This window comes from Bacillus sp. TH13 (genome assembly GCF_016651175.1).
GTDB classification, from domain to species: domain Bacteria; phylum Bacillota; class Bacilli; order Bacillales; family Bacillaceae_G; genus Bacillus_A; species Bacillus_A thuringiensis_S.
Genome location: NZ_JAEKEJ010000025.1, coordinates 1,246,139 through 1,263,866, shown reverse-complemented (window position 1 = coordinate 1,263,866; position 17,728 = coordinate 1,246,139). Strand labels below are relative to the sequence as shown.

Sequence of the window (17,728 nt, the reverse complement as noted above, 5' to 3'; positions counted from 1 at the left end):
GAAAGAAAAGCAACAATAGAAAGAAGGAGACGGTGTACATGGATAGGCATTATTTTGTCGCAATTACGTTACCAAATCATATAAAAGAAGTGCTGTCTAACTATAAAGAGGATACGAATGAGGAATTACGATTTCGCTCGTGGGTACATAAGGAAGATTATCATATTACCCTTTCCTTTTTAGGAGGTGCGACAGAAGAACAGTTAAAAGGGATAAAGAATGGATTACAAACACTTACAAAAACAAAAGAACTATCGTTCACGTTACAAGGTTTTTCAACGTTTGGTAGAGAAGATCAGCCCCGTATTTTTTGGGCGAAGGTAAGTGAGAATCACGATTTGTTTCAGTTGCAAAAGCAAGTACATGCCATTTGTGAAGAAAATAGTTTTTCTCTAGAAACACGCCCATATCATCCACATATTACTGTTGCTCGTAAATGGATAGGAGAAGAAAAGTTTCATTTAGAAAGTATAAAAGAAGTACCTGAAATATCATTTCAAGCAGATACAATTACTTTATACGAATCCCACGTGAAAGAAACCCCGAAGTATAAATCGATTGCTGAAATAAAATTACAAAAATAGAATGGTGAAAACGTTTTTTATGCAGGTGAATATACTATAGAGAAGAATGGAGTTACTGTATAGAGTCTTGTTGATAAGAAAAGCCTTATCATTTGCAGCTCATTTTATCTCGCTCATTAAAGTTTCACTTTATTTTAACTTTGAGAATGATGGTGATTTTTTTATGTTGAAAGTAAAACGTCCATTTGATGCCTATTTAGATGAAATGAATAAAATTACAATTTTGCTCCCACATGCGTATGGAACAAGTCGGACATTTCGTTTGCAAGAAGGAAGTAATGTGAAAGATTTACCGATTGCTCATACTATTGCGCTTCCAGATGCAACGAAGTATGAGTGCTTTATAGAAGAGCCGCTAGATGTGGGTAAGTATTATACAGTACGAGATGAACGGAATGAAGAAACGGATTTACAAATAGGTGCTGTTATTCGAACAACAATTTTCGATGAAAAGTATTATTACGAAGGTACAGATTTAGGTGCTGTGTATCAAAAAGAAGAAACGACATTTAAAGTATGGGCTCCAACCGCAAGGCTTGCGAAAGTAAGAATTTATAAGAGTGATAAAGAATATACCGATCATGAAATGTACAGAGAAGAAAACGGAGTTTGGATTCAAACATTACAAGGTGATTTAGACGGAGCACGCTATACATTTCTTGTTTGTATTAATTTAATATGGAACGAAGCTGTGGATCCTTATGCAAAGTCGGTGACGGTAAACGGAAAACACGGTGTTGTTATCGATTTAGAAAAAACGAATGTAACAAGACGAGAGCAATTACCACCATTACACGCAATGACAGATGCCATACTGTATGAACTGCATATTCGTGATGCCACTATTCATCAGGGCAGTGGAGTGAGTAAAAAAGGAACATATAAAGGGCTAATGGAAGAAGGGACAACAGGGCGAAATGGGACGTTAACAGGGTTGTCTCATATAAAAGATTTAGGTGTTACACATGTTGAACTATTACCTTTATATTGTTTCGGTGGTGTAGATGAGGCGAATCCTTCGTCCGCCTATAATTGGGGGTATAATCCATTATATTACAATGCACCAACAGGATTTTATGCTACAAATCCCTCTGATCCGTATAACAGGATAGTTGAGTGCAAACAACTAATTGAAACATTTCATGAACAAGGTATTAGGGTGATCATAGATGTTGTATATAATCATGTTTATGAAAGAGAGCTATCATCATTTGAAAAGCTTGTTCCAGGATACTATTTTCGTCATGGTGAAGATGGTATGCCTTCTAATGGGACGGGAGTCGGAAATGATATAGCGTCTGAACGGAAAATGATGAGGAAATTCATTGTAGAGTCTATTTTATATTGGCTTACTGAATACAATGTCGATGGATTCCGATTCGACTTAATGGGAATTTTAGATGTTGATACAATGAATATGATAGAAAAAGAAGTGCGAAACATAAAACGAGATGCTTTGCTATTAGGAGAAGGATGGGATTTACAAACACCGCTTCCTCTTGAGGAAAAAGCAACGTTAAATAATGCGAAGAAAATGCCACATATCGCGCAGTTTAATGATCAATTTCGTGATGGGATAAAAGGGAGTACATTTCATATAAACAAACGTGGTTTTGCATTTGGTGGGTCTGTAGACTGTAATCATTTGCAGTATATTGCAGCAGGAAGTCTTTTAAGTATGAAAGAAACAGGGCTGTTTCTAGAGCCGGCGCAAAGCATTAATTATGTAGAATGTCATGATAATATGACGATGTGGGATAAACTAGTGCGCAGTAATGAAGAATCAGAAGCGATTTTGAAAAAACGTCACCTGCTAGCGAGCGCAATGGTTATTCTTTCACAAGGCATTCCTTTCTTACATGCAGGACAAGAGTTTTATCGTACGAAGAAAGGAAATGAAAATAGTTATAATGCAAATGATGAGATCAATCAATTAGATTGGGATCAAAAAGAGAAAGAGATAGAGACCGTTAACTATATAAAAGGTTTAATTGCGATTCGTAAAGAGCATGGGGCATTCCGATTACAAAACGCAGACCTTATAAAAAAACATATGACTTTTTTACAAACATCTACAGAAGTACTTGCATACCACCTGCAAAATGTAAAATCATTTGGGCCGTGGAAAGAGATTGTCGTTTTATTTAATAGCGGTTTAGAAGCTAAAACGGTGCAACTTCCGAAAGAAGCAACGTGGGATGTGCTAGTAAATGAAAACGAAGCGAAAATAGATCCAATTTCTTCATTTAGAGGAAAGGAACTTAGGCTCCCTCCAATTAGCACGTATATATTGACGATAATGTGACAAATCGCTACTTGACGATGAGAATGTAATAAATGTAGAATTGACAAAGGTGACGATTTTGATAAGTTGTCATTCTATGACAGGTTTTGTAAAATAAAATAGAGGATTTTTGGCTTAGGCTAATTTTTCTTTTCATTTACAGTAAAATATATGAATCCACAACATGTGTAGAAATGTTGCGGTTTTTCTTTTCATAACTATAAAAGATAAGGATTTGTTAACGGGTAATGAATATGGAATGGTTGGAACAATTATTAGGAAAAGAGTGGAGTCTTGTACCGGCTGGTGGAGTAACGGGCGATGCGTATATTGCGCAAAACGGACAACAGAAGTTATTTTTAAAGCGGAATACATCGCCCTTTTTAGCGGTATTGTCAGCAGAAGGAATTGTTCCAAAATTACTTTGGACAAGAAGGGTAACGAACGGTGATGTAATTTCTGCTCAAAAATGGCTTCCGGGACAGAAGCTAGAGCCAGAGGATATGAAACTAGAACGTGTTGCGAAACTTTTGAAGAAAATTCACTCCTCTAAAGCGCTTGTACAGATGATTCAAAGACTTGGGAAGCAGCCGCTTCACGCACAAGAGTTATTACAACAACTGCAACTCGTTTTAAGAGGAGATATAAGGGATGATGAAACAATTCAGCAAGGCCTTCAATATTTAATGGATTCATTAAAAGCTATTGAATACAACGAATTCGTTGTATGCCATTGTGATGTAAACCATAACAACTGGATATTGTCGGATGAAGATGAGTTGTTTTTAATTGATTGGGATGGAGCTGTAATTGCTGACCCAGCTCTAGACCTTGGTATGTTATTATATTGGTACATTCCGCGCCAGGAGTGGAGTGAGTGGCTCGGTTTTTATGATATTGAAATGGATGAATCGCTGCTTAGGCGCATGAGATGGTATGTGATAGCACAAACGATTTTGTCTATTCAATGGCACACAACAAAAAAACAGCAAGCAGAAGCTGAATATTGGCATCAATATTTACAGCAACTACTTGCTTCAGAATAATACTTAAGAAAAATTGTCCATTCCAGCAATCCACTGAGTAAGTTGTTCTTGATTATTGGAAATATGGTTGTCCAAATTAGAGGAAGATTTACCCGATTGACTATAAGAATATACATCGTTTAGCATTGTTTTAGCGTCACTACTTATATTATCGTTTGCGAGTAACGATTGAATGAGGCGCTCTAATTGCTCGCATTCTGAAACTGTCCCGCAGCAATCACTTTGGTGGTTGACTAAAATATCTTTCAGCACTTCTAATTGATGTTGTTGATTAATTGGCATGAACGGATCATCCTTTCGATTGTTTTTCTCTTCAAATGTAAGAGAAAAAGCTGTTTCGTCATGGAATGTTTAATGCTGTATGTAGTTTTTATCAAAATGGTACATCTTATACTTGAAAGAAACGGACCGAGTGCTCGTACGTACTTGGTTTTTTGTTTGGTAGATTGATTAAAAAAAGAAAGAAGGAATTATTCCTTTAAAATAGTTTTGTAAAGAGAGGGAGACATCTATGCGTTTAAGACATAAACCATATGCAATGGATCGAATTAACGAGTATTCACATATCGTAATCGGAAACCCAGAGGAGCGCGCTGGTAACTGGAAAGAAGTATTTGGAAATGAACAACCAATTCATATTGAAGTAGGTACAGGTCGTGGCCGCTTTATGTATGATATGGCAAAAGCGAATCCACATATTAATTATATTGGAATTGAAAAATTCACAAGTGTTGTTGTAGATGCACTTGATAAATTAATTGAAGAAGAAGTGCCGAACTTAAAGTTAATTAATAAAGATGCTGAAGATTTAACAGTTTTCTTTGCAAAAGGTGAGATTGATCGCGTTTATTTAAATTTCTCAGATCCATGGCCAAAGAAGCGTCATACGAAGCGTCGTTTAACGTATAAAACGTTTTTACGTAATTATGAAGAAGTGTTAGTAGAAGGCGGAGAAATTCATTTCAAAACAGATAATCAAGGTTTATTTGAATATTCTCTTATGAGTATGGCTGAGTATGGTATGTTACTAACGTACTTAAGCTTAGATCTTCATAACAGTGACTTTGAAGGTAACATCATGACTGAATACGAAGAGAAATTCTCTAGTAAGGGTCATCGTATTTACCGAGTTGAAGCAAAATATCGTACAGAGCCTATGCAGTAATGCCATAGGTTTTTTTATGTCTAAAATAATCAGAATTTTATGTTAAGATTAATTAAAAGGGGGATGTGTAATGGAACATTTACAAATTGGAGATATAAAAGTAACGTGGTTAAAAGGCGGAAATACACATTTAGATGGAGGGGCAATGTTTGGTGTTGTGCCGAAAGTACTTTGGTCACGTAAATATAAACATAATGACACAAATCATATTTACTTACGAACAGATCCGTTACTTTTACAAACGAAAGATGGAAATATGCTCATTGATTCAGGAATAGGAAACGGTAAGTTGGATGAGAAGATGAAACGAAATCAAGGTGTAACAGAAGAATCATCGGTGTATGAATCATTAGAAAAATTAGGATTAAAGTCTGAAGATATCGACTATGTCTTAATGACACATCTTCATTTTGATCATGCATCTGGTCTAACAAAATGGGAAGATGATCACCTTGTACCGGCATTTCCAAATGCGAAAGTTTACGTAAGTGAAACAGAATGGAATGAAATGAGGAATCCAAACATTAGATCACGTAATACATATTGGAAGGAAAATTGGGAGCCAATTGTAGATCAAGTTGTTACGTTCCAGCAAGAAATAGAAATTACAGATGAAATTAAGATGGCGCATACGGGTGGTCATAGTGATGGACATGCAGTTATCGCTTTGGAGAGTCAAGGGGAAACGATGCTACATTTAGCAGATCTCTTGCCGACGCACGCGCATCAAAATGTATTATGGGTAATGGCATACGATGATTATCCGATGACCTCGATTGAAAATAAACAAAAGTGGATGAAGTATGGTGCTGACAAAGAGGCGTGGTTTACGTTTTATCATGATGCATATTATCGCGCTGTGAAGTGGAATGAGGAAGGGCATATCGTAGAAAAAATAGAACGGAAAACGAGTATAGAAGCTTAAAAAGAGGAGATTGTTCCATCATATTTGTTGGAGCAGCTTCTTTTTTATTATCGGATTTTGTCGGTAAGTCGATATATTCGGAAAATCGCTGATATAATTTTAATCAATACCCACAATTTCAAAAAAATAAGAGGTTCACCTAATGGGAACCCTCCTTTTTATGCTGCTATAACCTCTAAAACAGTACCTGTTTTAGCATCAACTAAAAATTCAAATCGTTCTTGTATATCATCTAACATTGTTGTAAGACCGCCGCGATAAACTTCATATGCGACATCATATTTTTCAAATGTCTCTGGAACCATATGTACCCAAGAGCCAGTAATTTCACCTTTATGACTTAATGCTTGTTTCACCATTTTCAATGCTTTTTCTGAAGAAATATGGGATTGTTCTTGTACTTTGTTTGCAACGAGATAACCAGCTGCGAATCCAAAGCCAAGACCTGCTACTAAACCTTTCCAGCTCATATATTCACCTCAATTCTATAAAATAAAAATAGTGTACCAATAATAATTATAAAGCAAATACAGTTAAAAAAGAAGAAACTAGAAACATTTCGAAAATTTCGTTACAATAAAAGAGGTATTCTACTAAGGTTTGAAAGAAGGGGACTTCGTGAATAAAGAGACATTACAATTATTTCGTACGTTAACAGAATTACAGGGTGCATCAGGTTTTGAACATGATGTACGCCGTTTTATGAAACAAGAATTAAGCAAATATGCGGATGAAATTGTACAAGACGGTTTAGGTAGCGTATTTGGTCTGAAAAAAGGGGACGAAACTGGCCCGCGTGTTCTTGTAGCAGGTCATATGGATGAAGTAGGTTTCATGGTTACGCAAATTACGAAAAACGGAATGCTTCGTTTTCAAACGTTAGGCGGCTGGTGGAGCCAAGTTCTATTAGCACAGCGTGTACAAGTTATGACGAAGAATGGTCCTGTTATTGGGGTTGTTGGTTCTATTCCTCCTCATTTATTAAGTGACGCGCAACGTGCAAAACCGATGGATATAAAAAATATGTTAATTGATATAGGTGCAGATAGTTATGAAGATGCGATTGAAATTGGTGTAAAACCAGGACAACAAATCGTGCCGATTTGCCCATTCACACCGATGGCAAATGAGAAGAAAATTATGGCGAAAGCTTGGGACAACCGTTACGGATGTGGTCTTGCAATTGAATTGTTAAAAGAATTAAAAGATGAAACATTACCAAACACATTATACTCTGGTGCTACTGTACAAGAAGAAGTAGGCCTTCGCGGAGCGCAAACTGCTGCAAATATGATTCAACCAGACATTTTTTATGCGCTTGATGCAAGTCCAGCAAACGATGCATCTGGTGATAAAACGCAGTTCGGTCAATTAGGAAGAGGTGCTCTTCTTCGTATTTACGATCGCACGATGGTAACACATAGAGGAATGCGCGAATTCATTTTAGATACAGCAGAAACAAACAACATTCCGTATCAATACTTTATTTCACAAGGTGGTACAGATGCGGGCCGTGTACATACAAGTAACTCTGGTATCCCATCAGCAGTAATTGGTGTTTGTGCACGCTACATTCATACACATGCTTCAATTTTACATGTTGATGATTATGCAGCGGCGAAAGAATTAATTACGAAGCTTGTAAGAACAACGGATAAAACGACGTTAGAGACAATTAAGAATAACGCGTAGAGAAGAAGGGCTGAAGAGCCTTTCTTTTTTTGGATTGAATAGATGACCCATCCATGAGTGGGAGCGGTCAGTGCTTAATGGGCGATCGAATGGTGTATTAAGAGCGCGGGTAGGAAGTGAGAGAAAGACTATTTTTGTGTTCGAGGTCTGTAATTGAGGAAAGCTACCTTTCTTTTTGGATTAAATAGATGCCCAGCGGTGTGTGGTGGCGGTATGTGCTCGAATGGTGTATTAAGACCGAGGATAGGAAGAAAGAAGAAGCCTGTTTTTTTGTTTAGGACCAGTAATATTGTGGAAAGCCATCTTCTTTTATAGGTAGAAGGGATTCCACGGTGGTGTGTGATAGTGGTTGGTATTTAATATGTTCGGAAGCAGATATTGGAACAAAATGATGAATTTTTATAGAGGTGAACGAAATGAAGGTAGTAGTTGGATCGAAGAATAAAACGAAGGTTGGCGCTGTGGAGAAGGTTTGGAAAGATGCTGAAATTACATCTCTTTCTGTTCCTTCAGGAGTAGCAAATCAGCCGTTTTCAGATGAAGAGACGATGCAAGGAGCGATTAATAGAGCGAAGCGAGTGCTAGAGGAAGGAGAAGCTCCAATTGGTATTGGGCTAGAAGGCGGTGTGATGAAAACGGAGCACGGTTTATTTATGTGTAACTGGGGTGCGTTAGCAACAAGTGATGGGAAAGTATTCGTGGCTGGAGGAGCGCGTATTAAGTTACCAGACGATTTTTTAGCACCTCTTGAAGATGGCAAGGAGTTAAGTGAAGTGATGGAAGAGTTTGTACATAGAAAAGATATTCGTAGTCACGAAGGTGCGATTGGTATTTTTACAGATGATTATGTCGACCGCACGGAATTATTTGTACACGTTGTTAAGTTACTTGTTGGGCAATATAAGTATGACAAAAAGCAAGCATAAACCTTGCACCATGCGCGATGTATGGTAGTATAAAAGAAAGATTATAAAATGAAAAATGCACCCGTTAGAGGAGGAAATATAGATGAAGTCATTAGAAAGCATGGAGCAATTCCAACAATTAAAAAATGAAGAGAATGTAGTCTTTATGTTCTCAGCAGAATGGTGCCCAGACTGCCGCTTTGTAGACCCATTTATGCCAGAAGTAGAAGAGAAATATAGTGATTTCTCATTTTACTATGTAGATCGTGATGAGTTTATTGATCTATGTGTAAAATTAGACGTATTTGGCATTCCGAGCTTTGTAGCGTACAATAAAGGTGAAGAAACTGGTCGCTATGTAAACAAAGATCGTAAAACACAAGAACAAATCGAAGAGTTCATTGAAGGTTTAAAGTAAGGCAATTTGCCAATTGAATTGTAAAACAACCTCTACCTTCGCGGGGGAGGTTATTTTTTTGGAAGGGAGGAAAAAGAGATGAAGATGACAAGTAAAAAGATGAAAGAAGAGTTAATGAAGAAATTATCTCGTCCAGAATGGGACTTTCAGTATGATAGCGAGAAAGAGGTTCTACGTATAGAACAGAAAGACTCGAAAAAAGGTATTAACGTATCGCTTCCAGGAGTTGTGGCAAAATGGGAAGTGAACAAAGAAAAGGCAATTGAAGAAGTTGCTTATTACGTACAAGAAGCGCTAATTGCGATGCATAAAGAAGAAAATAGCGGAGCAAAAATTTTACCTGTTATTCGTTCTACTTCTTTCCCGAAACAAGCAGAAGAAGGAAATCCGTTTATTATGACGGATCATACGGCGGAAACACGTATTTACTATGCGTTAGATTCGAATAAAACGTATCGACTAATTGATGAACGTCTATTACAAAAATTAGAACTTACAGAGCAACAAGTGCGGGAAATGGCATTATTCAACGCACGCTCATTAGGTTATGAATTTAAACAAGATACAGTAGCGGGGAATACATTCTACTTTTTAAACACAAATGATGGGTATGATGCGACTCGTATTTTAAACGAATCGTTACTACAATCGATGCGTGAGAAGATTTCTGGTGACATGGTTGTTGCTGTTCCTCACCAAGATGTATTAATTATTGCTGATATCGTCAACGAAATCGGTTATGATATTATTGCACAAATGACAATGAAATTTTTTGCCGAAGGGCATGTTCCGATTACATCACTTTCATTCGTATATGAAGATGGAGAATTTGAACCAATCTTTATTTTAGCGAAAAATCGGAAGAAGACAGATGGAAAAGAGAAAGGATGAACGAAGTGAACGTTTTTTACAACCTTGAAGGAATTGGTGACACTTTAATTGTTGCCTTACAAGATATTACTTTAGAGAACCGTACTTTTGATCGCAAAGGAGATGTTGCACGCGTATACGATCGTGAAAGCAATGTAACAGCAGGATTCAACATCTTTAATGCATCTTCTTACTTAGAAGTAAAAGAAAAAGGAAACCTTACATTAACGAAAGAGCTTGTAGAGAAAATCAACGAAATTTTAGCGAAGAATGGCTTTGAAGAGACAGTAGAAGCAGATCTTTCTCCGAAATTTGTTGTAGGCTATGTAGCTGAAAAAGAAAAGCACCCAAATGCTGATAAGTTAAACATCTGTAAAGTAGAAATTGGTACAGAAACATTACAAATCGTATGTGGTGCACCAAACGTTGATGCAGGACAAAAAGTTGTCGTTGCAAAAATCGGTGCTGTAATGCCAAGCGGTATGTTAATCAAGCCAGCTGAGCTTCGCGGTGTTCCTTCTTCTGGAATGATCTGCTCTGCACGTGAATTAGAGCTTCCAGACGCTCCACAAGAAAAAGGTATTCTTGTATTAGAAGATAGCTTTGAAGTTGGACAAGAATTTAAATTTTAATTGATATAAGAAAAGAGAGGTTGTCCTTTTGGGCAGCCTCTCTTTTTTGTCATTTTTGTTGGTAAGTCGAAATTTCGTGTTGAATCGTTAATATATTGAGAGTTGTGATAGATATACTCCAAAAATCGTAAATATGATAAAGGTGTCACCTTTTGTCTTAAAATCTATATTGTATTTTATAAACAAACTAGTTAAAATTTAGAAAAATAGAAGGGGATAGACGTATGAAACAACAACCAAAAATCGCAGAACTTCTAAAACGAATTGAAACTTCAAAACAGCAAGATGTTGAGCTAGGTACTTATGAAATATATGTGTTTAGTGAAAGTGAATTAGAAAAAGGACAAATCGGTTACCGATATGATAAACATAAAAAGTCATTAATAAGTGAAGAAAACGGAAAGTGGCAAGAAGGATGGATTGCAATTGGATATGAAACGGATATGGGCGATCCAGTTTTCGTAAATATAGATGATGACGCTTATCCAGTTTATACTGCAGAACGTGGTACAGAAACATGGCAGCCAGTTTATATTGGAAATATGGATGAGATTATAGGGCAATTATAAGAAAAACTTTGAATCCGGTGCAAAGTGATGGGAGAGAAGTATGAAGTATATAAAAATAATGAGCATGATTGCATTCATTGGAATATATATGGCCGGTTGTTCACAAGAGCAGTCGAAAAAAGAAACTACATCTTCTATACAAGAGAAAAACAAAGATACCAAAGAAGACGCACCGGTAGAAAAGCTGCAAGAACAAGAAAAGAACGAAGAATCGCAAGCAATTAAAACGAATGAGCAAGTGGAGCATAAGCAGGAGGAAATGCCGGCTGAAGAAAAGATAGAGGAAACTACACCGGTGCTGCCAACTGAGCAACCAGTGCAAAATAATGAACAAAAAGTAGAGAGTAATGAAAAACAAGAGAAGTTTCTTGTCGTTATTGATCCAGGGCATCAACAAAAAGCGAATTTAAATTTAGAGCCGATTGGGCCAGGGGCAACAACACAAAAATATAAAGTGACAGATGGTACAACTGGTGTTGTGACGAAAAAAAGAGAGGCCGTACTTGTATTAGAAATGGCTTTCGTATTAAAAGAAAAGTTAGAAGCAAAGGGAATGCAAGTATTAATGACGAGAACGTCACAAGACGTTGATATAAGTAATAAAGAACGGGCGACATTCGCAAATAATCATAAGGCAAATTTATTTTTACGTCTTCATGCAGATGGTTCTGAAAATCCAAACCAAAGTGGATTTGCTGTATTGACGCCAGCAGAAGACAGTCCGTATACGAAAGAGATTTATGCGGAAAGTCTTCAAATCTCTCAAATGATTGTAAATAAAATGAGGGAGAACCAGCAAGTGAAAGTAAATGGAATTAAATTCAGGGATGATCTTTCTGGATTTAATTGGTCCAAAGTACCTGGTGTACTATTAGAACTTGGGTTTATGTCAAATCTTGAAGAAGATAAAAAATTATCTGACCCGCAGTATGTAAATTCTTTATTGCAAAGTGTAACGGATAGTATAGATGCATATCGGAAGCGTAAAGCTTAAGCGCAGTCTTACATGAAAGGCTGCGTTTTTCCATATGAAACACTCGTAAATTAGAATATTGTGGATAAATATGACATGCTTAATTTTACCTGCACTTTTTGCCGAATGCTGATACAATAAAGGATGTTACTATTTAGTAGAAAGAGTGGTAAGCATGTTAGATTGGATGAAAAAGTTGTTTAACAAAGAGGAAGAACAAACAGCGTTGAATAAAGAAGTACAAAAGCAAATTGAAAGTCAGCCGAAAATTCCTCGTGTAAACCACTACACTGAAGCAAGAGAAGCACAAATGGCAAGTAGGAATGCAGGTAAATGCCGTTTTCCTTTAGTACCGGATAATGGGTTCGATGAAGAGGATGAAAGAGAAGTAGATCGCTTCGAAGAACAACCTGTTCAAGGAGTAACATATGAAGAACCGACTGCTCAAAGAGGAATACAGGTGGAAAGAAGCAGACGACCGTATGTGGAAAAGGTAGTTTCTACATATGAAGAACCGGAAGTACAATATGAACCGGTGCGAGAGGCTGTCGTTAAAAAGGCATCTGCACCTTCGCAAGAGAGTAACCGTAGACCATTTCGTCCAACAGAAATGATTTCGCCAATTTATGGATATAATCGTCCTTCAGTAGAGAAAAAGGTTGAAAAGCAGGAGGAAGTAAACGAAAGAGAAGATCTTGAAATATCTGTAGAGGGCAAAGCAGTTGTTGATGCATGGTTAGAGAAAAAAGGATATACATTATCAGATTTCTCAGAAGGGCAAGCAACGTCTTCTTCGCCTAGTCATGAATCGGTTGGCCAACAGGATAAAAAGCAAGAAAAATCAGTTGTTGATCAATGGCTAGAGAAAAACGGTTATGAAATCGAACGCCAAGAGCCTTTAGTAGAAGAAAAAGAAGTGATTCAAGGAATGAGTACACCGCAGGAAGTTTCAGCGGATGAATTACTTCATAAAACAGTAGCTGAGCAGATGGAAAGTGCTAAGCTAGAAAAAGATGTAGTGGTGTTAAACGAAAACAATCTACAAGAAGAATTAGTGGCTTCTAAAGTAGAGCACGAGGATACAATATTATCAGAAGAAATTAAACGTAATACAGAAATAAAACAACCTACTATTGAAGTAGAAAAGCAAGCTCCAGAAGAATCAGTGATTGTCAAAGCAGAAGAAAAACTTGAAGAAACAATCATTGTGGAAATACCAGAAGAGCTAGAAGAAGTGGAAGTAATTACAGAAACAGAAGAGCTAGAAGAAGTAGAAGTAATTGCAGAACCAGAAGAGCCAGAAGAAGTAATTGCAGAAACGGAAGAGTCAGAAGAAGTAGAAGTGATTGCAGAAACAGAAGAGCTAGAAGAAGTAGAAGTGATTGCAGAAACGGAAGAGTCAGAAGAAGTAGAAGTGATTGCAGAAACAGAAGAGCTAGAAGAAGTAGAAGTAATTGCAGAAACAGAAGAATCAGAAGAAGTGGAAGTAATCGCAGAAACAGAAGAATCAGAAGAAGTAGAAGTGATTGCAGAAACAGAAGAATCAGAAGAAGTGGAAGTAATTGCAGAAACGGAAGAGTCAGAAGAAGTAGAAGTGATTGCAGAAACGGAAGAGTCAGAAGAAGTAGAAGTAATTGTGGAAACGGAAGAGCTAGAAGAAGTGGAAGTAATTGCGGAAACAGAAGAATCAGAAGAAGTGGAAGTAATTGCAGAAACGGAAGAGTCAGAAGAAGTAGAAGTAATCGCAGAAGCAGAAGAGTCAGAAGAAGTGGAAGTAATTGCGGAAACAGAAGAGCTAGAAGAAGTAGAAGTGATTGCGGAAACAGAAGAGCTAGAAGAAGTAGAAGTGATTGCGGAAACAGAAGAGCTAGAAGAAGTGGAAGTAATTGCGGAAACAGAAGAGCTAGAAGAAGTAGAAGTAATTGCGGAAACGGAAGAGCTAGAAGAAGTGGAAGTAATTGCGGAAACAGAAGAGCTAGAAGAAGTAGAAGTGATCGCAGAAACAAAAGCGCCTGTAGTAGAGACATTTGTAGCACTTGAGGAAATTCAGCAAGAAGATGAAGTAATTGAACAAAAGAGTGAATTCATACATGTAGCTGAGGCTGATGAACAGACAAAGAACGATGTTCAAAGCTTTGCGAATGTTTTAATTGCAGAAACAGAAGAAAATAAACGAGTTGAAGAAGAAGCACCGGTCGTAGAAGAGCAATCAGTTGAAGAAGAAGTGCCGGTCGTAGAAGAACAACCCGTTGTAAAAAAAGAAGAACCAAAACGTGAGAAAAAGCGTCATGTACCATTTAATGTTGTTATGTTGAAACAAGATAGAACACGATTAATGGAAAGACATGCAGCTAGAGCAAATGCAATGCAGCCTTCTGCTAATGTACGAGTAGAGAATAAGCCAGTACAACAAGAGGTAGCAGAACCACAAGTGGAAGAACAACCAATGCAGCAGGTGGTAGTAGAATCACAAGTGGAAGAGCAACCAATGCAGCAGGTGGTAGTAGAATCACAAGTGGAAGAACAACCAATGCAGCAGGTGGTAGTAGAATCACAAGTGGAAGAGCAACCAATGCAGCAGGTGGTAGTAGAATCACAAGTGGAAGAGCAATCAGTGCAGCAAGTAGTAGCAGAACCACAAGTGGAAGAGCAACCAATGCAGCAGGTGGTAGTAGAATCACAAGTGGAAGAGCAATCAGTGCAGCAAGTAGTAGCAGAACCACAAGTGGAAGAGCAACCAATGCAGCAAGTAGTGGTAGAGCAAGTACAAAAGCCAATTTCAAGTACGGAAGTACAAGAGAAAGCATATGTTGTAAATCAAAGAGAGAACGATATGCGAAATGTATTGCACACACCACCGACATACACTGTTCCGCCATTAGCGCTGTTGTCGATTCCACAGCAATCAGCGTTAGATAATACAGAATGGTTAGAGGAGCAGAAAGAGTTATTAGATACAACGTTTAATAATTTTCATGTTGGAGCACATGTTATTAATGTATCGCAAGGGCCAGCAGTAACTCGTTTTGAAGTGCAACCAGACCCAGGCGTGAAAGTAAATAAAATTACAAATTTAAGTGATGATATTAAGTTAAGTTTAGCTGCGAAAGATATTCGTATTGAAGCGCCGATTCCAGGGAAGAGTGCGATTGGAATTGAGGTTCCAAATAAAGAAAGTAAGCCAGTATTTCTTCGTGAAATTTTAAGAAGTCCTGTATTCACAAAGAGTGAATCACCGCTTACTGTTGCGCTTGGACTTGATATTTCAGGTGATCCAATTGTAACAGATATTCGAAAAATGCCGCACGGACTTATTGCGGGTGCAACGGGTTCAGGTAAAAGCGTGTGTATTAACGCGATTTTAACGAGTATTTTATATAAAGCGAAACCGCATGAAGTGAAGTTAATGTTAATTGATCCGAAGATGGTTGAGCTTGCACCATACAATTCTGTTCCACATCTTGTAGCACCTGTTATTACGGATGTAAAAGCAGCGACAGCGGCTTTAAAGTGGGCAGTCGAAGAGATGGAACGCCGTTATGAATTGTTTGCGCACGCTGGTGCTCGTGATTTAACTCGTTACAATACGATTGTAAGTGAGCGAGAAATTCCAGGAGAAACATTACCTTATATCGTTATTGTCATTGACGAGTTAGCCGATTTAATGATGGTAGCACCTGGTGATGTTGAGGAAGCGATTTGTCGTATTGCGCAAAAAGCACGTGCTTGTGGTATTCATTTATTAGTAGCGACGCAGCGTCCATCTGTAGATGTTATTACAGGTTTAATTAAGTCAAACATTCCAACGCGTATTGCGTTTACTGTATCATCTCAAGTTGATTCGCGTACGATTATTGATATTGGAGGCGCGGAGAAATTACTTGGCCGTGGTGATATGTTATTTTTAGGGAACGGTACATCTAAGCCAGTTCGTGTACAAGGTGTATATGTATCGGATGATGAGATCGAAAAGACAGTTGATCATGTGAGAAAGCAAATGAAGCCGAATTACTTATTTAAGCAAGAGGATTTATTAGCGAAAACAGAACAGGCTGAGTCGGAAGACGAATTGTTCTTTGAAGCATGTCAATTTGTTGTAGAACAAGGGGGAGCGTCCACATCTTCTGTACAGCGAAAATTCCGCATCGGTTATAATCGCGCGGCACGTCTCATTGAGGAGATGCAATCGCAAGGAATTATTTCTGAAGCAAGAGGGACGAAGCCAAGAGATGTCCTTATTTCTGAGGATGAATTTGCTGCTATGCAGGAAACGAATGTATAGTCCACGGTTTTGCTGTATACTAATAGAAAATGTTGGATAGTAAAGTAGGGAGTAAAGCGACATGAAAGAAATTGAATTAAAATTAAAAGGTGAAATAAATCGACTAACAAATAAAACATTTAAATTTGACGAACGAGTTGGAGAAGGTTGGTTCTCCGCCGTTTACTTTTTAAAAACTAGAGAAATTATTGAAGAATTTCGCCCGAAAAGTGTTGTAACGATGCAATTTTTCCAAAAAGAAAATGCAGTTCTTTGCGGAACAGATGAAGTAATTGCATTGCTACAAACATTCGCTAAAAATCCTGAGGAACTTGAAATTAACTCTTTAAAAGATGGCGATAAAATTAGTCCATTTGAAACAGTGTTAACAATTCATGGTCCTTATGAGAATTTCGGATTTTTAGAAGGTGTTATTGATGGGATTTTAGCTCGTCGTACATCGGTTGCAACAAACGTATATAATGTTGTCCAAGCTGCACGTAGTGTAGATAAAGAAAAACCAGTTATTTTCATGGGAGATCGTGACGACCATTATACACAACAAGCTGGTGACGGTTATGCAGCATACATCGGAGGTATGAGCGCACAAGCGACGCATGCAATGAATGAATGGTGGGGCAGAAGTGGTATGGGAACAATGCCTCACGCATTAATTCAAATGTTTAATGGTGATGTTGTAGAAGCGGCAAAAGCATATCATAAGAAATTCCCAGAAGATGAATTAGTTGTACTAATTGATTACAATAATGATGTTATTACAGATGCACTTCGTGTAGCGCGTGAATTTGGATCAACATTAAAAGGTGTGCGTGTAGATACGTCTCGCACAATGATTGATCAATACTTTATTCGCCACCCAGAAGTACTTGGAACATTTGATCCACGTGGTGTAAATCCATCGCTTGTATTCGCACTTCGCAAGGCGCTTGATGAAGAAGGATTCCAGCATGTAGACATCGTTGTAACTGGTGGATTTGATGAAAAGCGTATTCGTGAATTTGAAGCTCAAAAGGTACCTGTTGACATATACGGGGTAGGGAGTAGCTTGTTAAAAATGAATATAGGCTTTACTGGTGATAATGTAGAATTAAATGGGAAACCAGAAGCAAAAGCTGGTCGTAAATATCGTCCCAACCCACGTTTAGAGCGTGTTCAATTAGAAAAAAGAGAAGAGATGTAAAAGAGAGAAAAACTGATAGGTGATTGACCCTATCAGTTTTTCTGTTATCATAGTATAGCGGCTTCTTTTTTGCTATAATGGACTTGTTATGGACATATAAAGAAGTACGTACGAGTTTATCCTGATAAGTGAAGGGAAAGAATAACTTCACTACATCAAAAATGTATGATGATTACCAAAATAAGAAAAGATTCATATACTGT

Annotated in this window: 16 protein-coding genes; 14 read left to right on the top strand and 2 right to left on the bottom strand. The window is 37.6% G+C overall.

Annotated features, from left to right (window positions below; all coding sequences use genetic code 11):
• The first annotated feature begins 38 nt into the window (after positions 1 to 38).
• The 3 genes from thpR to JFU02_RS14790 all read left to right on the top strand — a co-directional run bounded on the left by thpR (position 39) and on the right by JFU02_RS14790 (position 3,914).
• Complete coding sequence (gene thpR, locus JFU02_RS14800; RefSeq protein WP_098323883.1) at positions 39 to 584, top strand: RNA 2',3'-cyclic phosphodiesterase; 546 nt, start codon at positions 39 to 41, stop codon at positions 582 to 584.
• 163 nt (positions 585 to 747) lie between these two features.
• Positions 748 to 2,889, top strand: a complete 2,142-nt coding sequence (pulA, locus tag JFU02_RS14795) for a type I pullulanase (RefSeq protein ID WP_061667156.1) — start codon at positions 748 to 750, stop codon at positions 2,887 to 2,889.
• A 227-nt stretch (positions 2,890 to 3,116) separates the two neighbouring features.
• Complete coding sequence (locus tag JFU02_RS14790; protein WP_002094168.1) at positions 3,117 to 3,914, top strand: phosphotransferase family protein; 798 nt, start codon at positions 3,117 to 3,119, stop codon at positions 3,912 to 3,914.
• A 3-nt stretch (positions 3,915 to 3,917) separates the two neighbouring features.
• Here the strand turns inward: JFU02_RS14790 and JFU02_RS14785 are convergent, their stop codons facing one another.
• Positions 3,918 to 4,196, bottom strand: a complete 279-nt coding sequence (locus JFU02_RS14785; RefSeq protein ID WP_001122235.1) for a YtzH-like family protein — start codon at positions 4,194 to 4,196, stop codon at positions 3,918 to 3,920.
• A gap of 229 nt (positions 4,197 to 4,425) precedes the next feature.
• Here JFU02_RS14785 and trmB point away from each other — a divergent pair, with 229 nt between their 5' ends.
• Entirely contained in the window at positions 4,426 to 5,079 is a 654-nt protein-coding gene (gene trmB, locus JFU02_RS14780; protein ID WP_001239383.1) for a tRNA (guanosine(46)-N7)-methyltransferase TrmB, read from the top strand.
• Positions 5,080 to 5,149: 70 nt separating this feature from the next.
• Entirely contained in the window at positions 5,150 to 6,004 is an 855-nt protein-coding gene (locus JFU02_RS14775; protein ID WP_000400671.1) for a YtnP family quorum-quenching lactonase, read from the top strand.
• Positions 6,005 to 6,162: 158 nt separating this feature from the next.
• On the opposite strand, the gene JFU02_RS14770 is transcribed toward JFU02_RS14775, so the two are convergent.
• On the bottom strand, positions 6,163 to 6,474 hold the full coding sequence (locus tag JFU02_RS14770) for a PepSY domain-containing protein (protein WP_000118535.1): 312 nt from the start codon (positions 6,472 to 6,474) through the stop codon (positions 6,163 to 6,165).
• Positions 6,475 to 6,622: 148 nt separating this feature from the next.
• On the opposite strand from JFU02_RS14770, the gene JFU02_RS14765 reads away from it, so the two are divergent.
• The 9 genes from JFU02_RS14765 (at position 6,623) to JFU02_RS14725 (ending at position 17,525) form a co-directional block, all read left to right on the top strand.
• Positions 6,623 to 7,696, top strand: coding sequence for a M42 family metallopeptidase (locus tag JFU02_RS14765; RefSeq protein WP_001031518.1), 1,074 nt, complete (start codon positions 6,623 to 6,625; stop codon positions 7,694 to 7,696).
• Between the two features lie 416 nt (positions 7,697 to 8,112).
• The gene (locus JFU02_RS14760) at positions 8,113 to 8,622 is read left to right on the top strand and encodes a DUF84 family protein (RefSeq protein WP_000869933.1); all 510 of its coding nucleotides are present in this window, start codon (positions 8,113 to 8,115) and stop codon (positions 8,620 to 8,622) included.
• Between the two features lie 82 nt (positions 8,623 to 8,704).
• Positions 8,705 to 9,019 carry a thioredoxin family protein gene (locus tag JFU02_RS14755; RefSeq protein ID WP_000838193.1) on the top strand — a complete coding sequence of 105 codons (315 nt, stop codon included), beginning with the start codon at positions 8,705 to 8,707 and terminating at the stop codon, positions 9,017 to 9,019.
• A 78-nt stretch (positions 9,020 to 9,097) separates the two neighbouring features.
• A complete protein-coding gene (locus tag JFU02_RS14750) occupies positions 9,098 to 9,910 on the top strand; it encodes a DUF1444 domain-containing protein (RefSeq protein ID WP_000784615.1) in 813 nt (270 codons plus the stop codon).
• The gene (gene ytpR, locus JFU02_RS14745; RefSeq protein ID WP_086405806.1) at positions 9,907 to 10,521 is read left to right on the top strand and encodes a YtpR family tRNA-binding protein; all 615 of its coding nucleotides are present in this window, start codon (positions 9,907 to 9,909) and stop codon (positions 10,519 to 10,521) included. The genes JFU02_RS14750 and ytpR overlap by 4 nt, the downstream gene beginning before the upstream one ends.
• A 224-nt stretch (positions 10,522 to 10,745) precedes the next feature.
• On the top strand, positions 10,746 to 11,090 hold the full coding sequence (locus JFU02_RS14740; protein WP_000813348.1) for a hypothetical protein: 345 nt from the start codon (positions 10,746 to 10,748) through the stop codon (positions 11,088 to 11,090).
• A gap of 40 nt (positions 11,091 to 11,130) precedes the next feature.
• A complete protein-coding gene (locus JFU02_RS14735) occupies positions 11,131 to 12,084 on the top strand; it encodes an N-acetylmuramoyl-L-alanine amidase (protein ID WP_116366206.1) in 954 nt (317 codons plus the stop codon).
• A gap of 154 nt (positions 12,085 to 12,238) precedes the next feature.
• Positions 12,239 to 16,345: a DNA translocase FtsK gene (locus tag JFU02_RS14730; protein ID WP_201071175.1), complete on the top strand. Its 4,107-nt coding sequence runs from the start codon at positions 12,239 to 12,241 to the stop codon at positions 16,343 to 16,345.
• Between the two features lie 61 nt (positions 16,346 to 16,406).
• Entirely contained in the window at positions 16,407 to 17,525 is a 1,119-nt protein-coding gene (locus JFU02_RS14725) for a nicotinate phosphoribosyltransferase (RefSeq protein ID WP_000658373.1), read from the top strand.
• Positions 17,526 to 17,728 lie beyond the last annotated feature (203 nt).

Excerpts from the sequence above, each read along its gene's own strand:
- thpR (WP_098323883.1), top strand. The coding sequence starts at position 39 with ATGGATAGGCATTATTTTGTCGCAATTACGTTACCAAATCATATAAAA.
- pulA (WP_061667156.1), top strand. The coding sequence starts at position 748 with ATGTTGAAAGTAAAACGTCCATTTGATGCCTATTTAGATGAAATGAAT.
- JFU02_RS14790 (WP_002094168.1), top strand. The coding sequence starts at position 3,117 with ATGAATATGGAATGGTTGGAACAATTATTAGGAAAAGAGTGGAGTCTT.
- JFU02_RS14785 (WP_001122235.1), bottom strand. The coding sequence starts at position 4,196 with ATGCCAATTAATCAACAACATCAATTAGAAGTGCTGAAAGATATTTTA.
- trmB (WP_001239383.1), top strand. The coding sequence starts at position 4,426 with ATGCGTTTAAGACATAAACCATATGCAATGGATCGAATTAACGAGTAT.
- JFU02_RS14775 (WP_000400671.1), top strand. The coding sequence starts at position 5,150 with ATGGAACATTTACAAATTGGAGATATAAAAGTAACGTGGTTAAAAGGC.
- JFU02_RS14770 (WP_000118535.1), bottom strand. The coding sequence starts at position 6,474 with ATGAGCTGGAAAGGTTTAGTAGCAGGTCTTGGCTTTGGATTCGCAGCT.
- JFU02_RS14760 (WP_000869933.1), top strand. The coding sequence starts at position 8,113 with ATGAAGGTAGTAGTTGGATCGAAGAATAAAACGAAGGTTGGCGCTGTG.
- JFU02_RS14755 (WP_000838193.1), top strand. The coding sequence starts at position 8,705 with ATGAAGTCATTAGAAAGCATGGAGCAATTCCAACAATTAAAAAATGAA.
- JFU02_RS14750 (WP_000784615.1), top strand. The coding sequence starts at position 9,098 with ATGAAGATGACAAGTAAAAAGATGAAAGAAGAGTTAATGAAGAAATTA.
- ytpR (WP_086405806.1), top strand. The coding sequence starts at position 9,907 with ATGAACGAAGTGAACGTTTTTTACAACCTTGAAGGAATTGGTGACACT.
- JFU02_RS14740 (WP_000813348.1), top strand. The coding sequence starts at position 10,746 with ATGAAACAACAACCAAAAATCGCAGAACTTCTAAAACGAATTGAAACT.
- JFU02_RS14735 (WP_116366206.1), top strand. The coding sequence starts at position 11,131 with ATGAAGTATATAAAAATAATGAGCATGATTGCATTCATTGGAATATAT.
- JFU02_RS14730 (WP_201071175.1), top strand. The coding sequence starts at position 12,239 with ATGTTAGATTGGATGAAAAAGTTGTTTAACAAAGAGGAAGAACAAACA.
- JFU02_RS14725 (WP_000658373.1), top strand. The coding sequence starts at position 16,407 with ATGAAAGAAATTGAATTAAAATTAAAAGGTGAAATAAATCGACTAACA.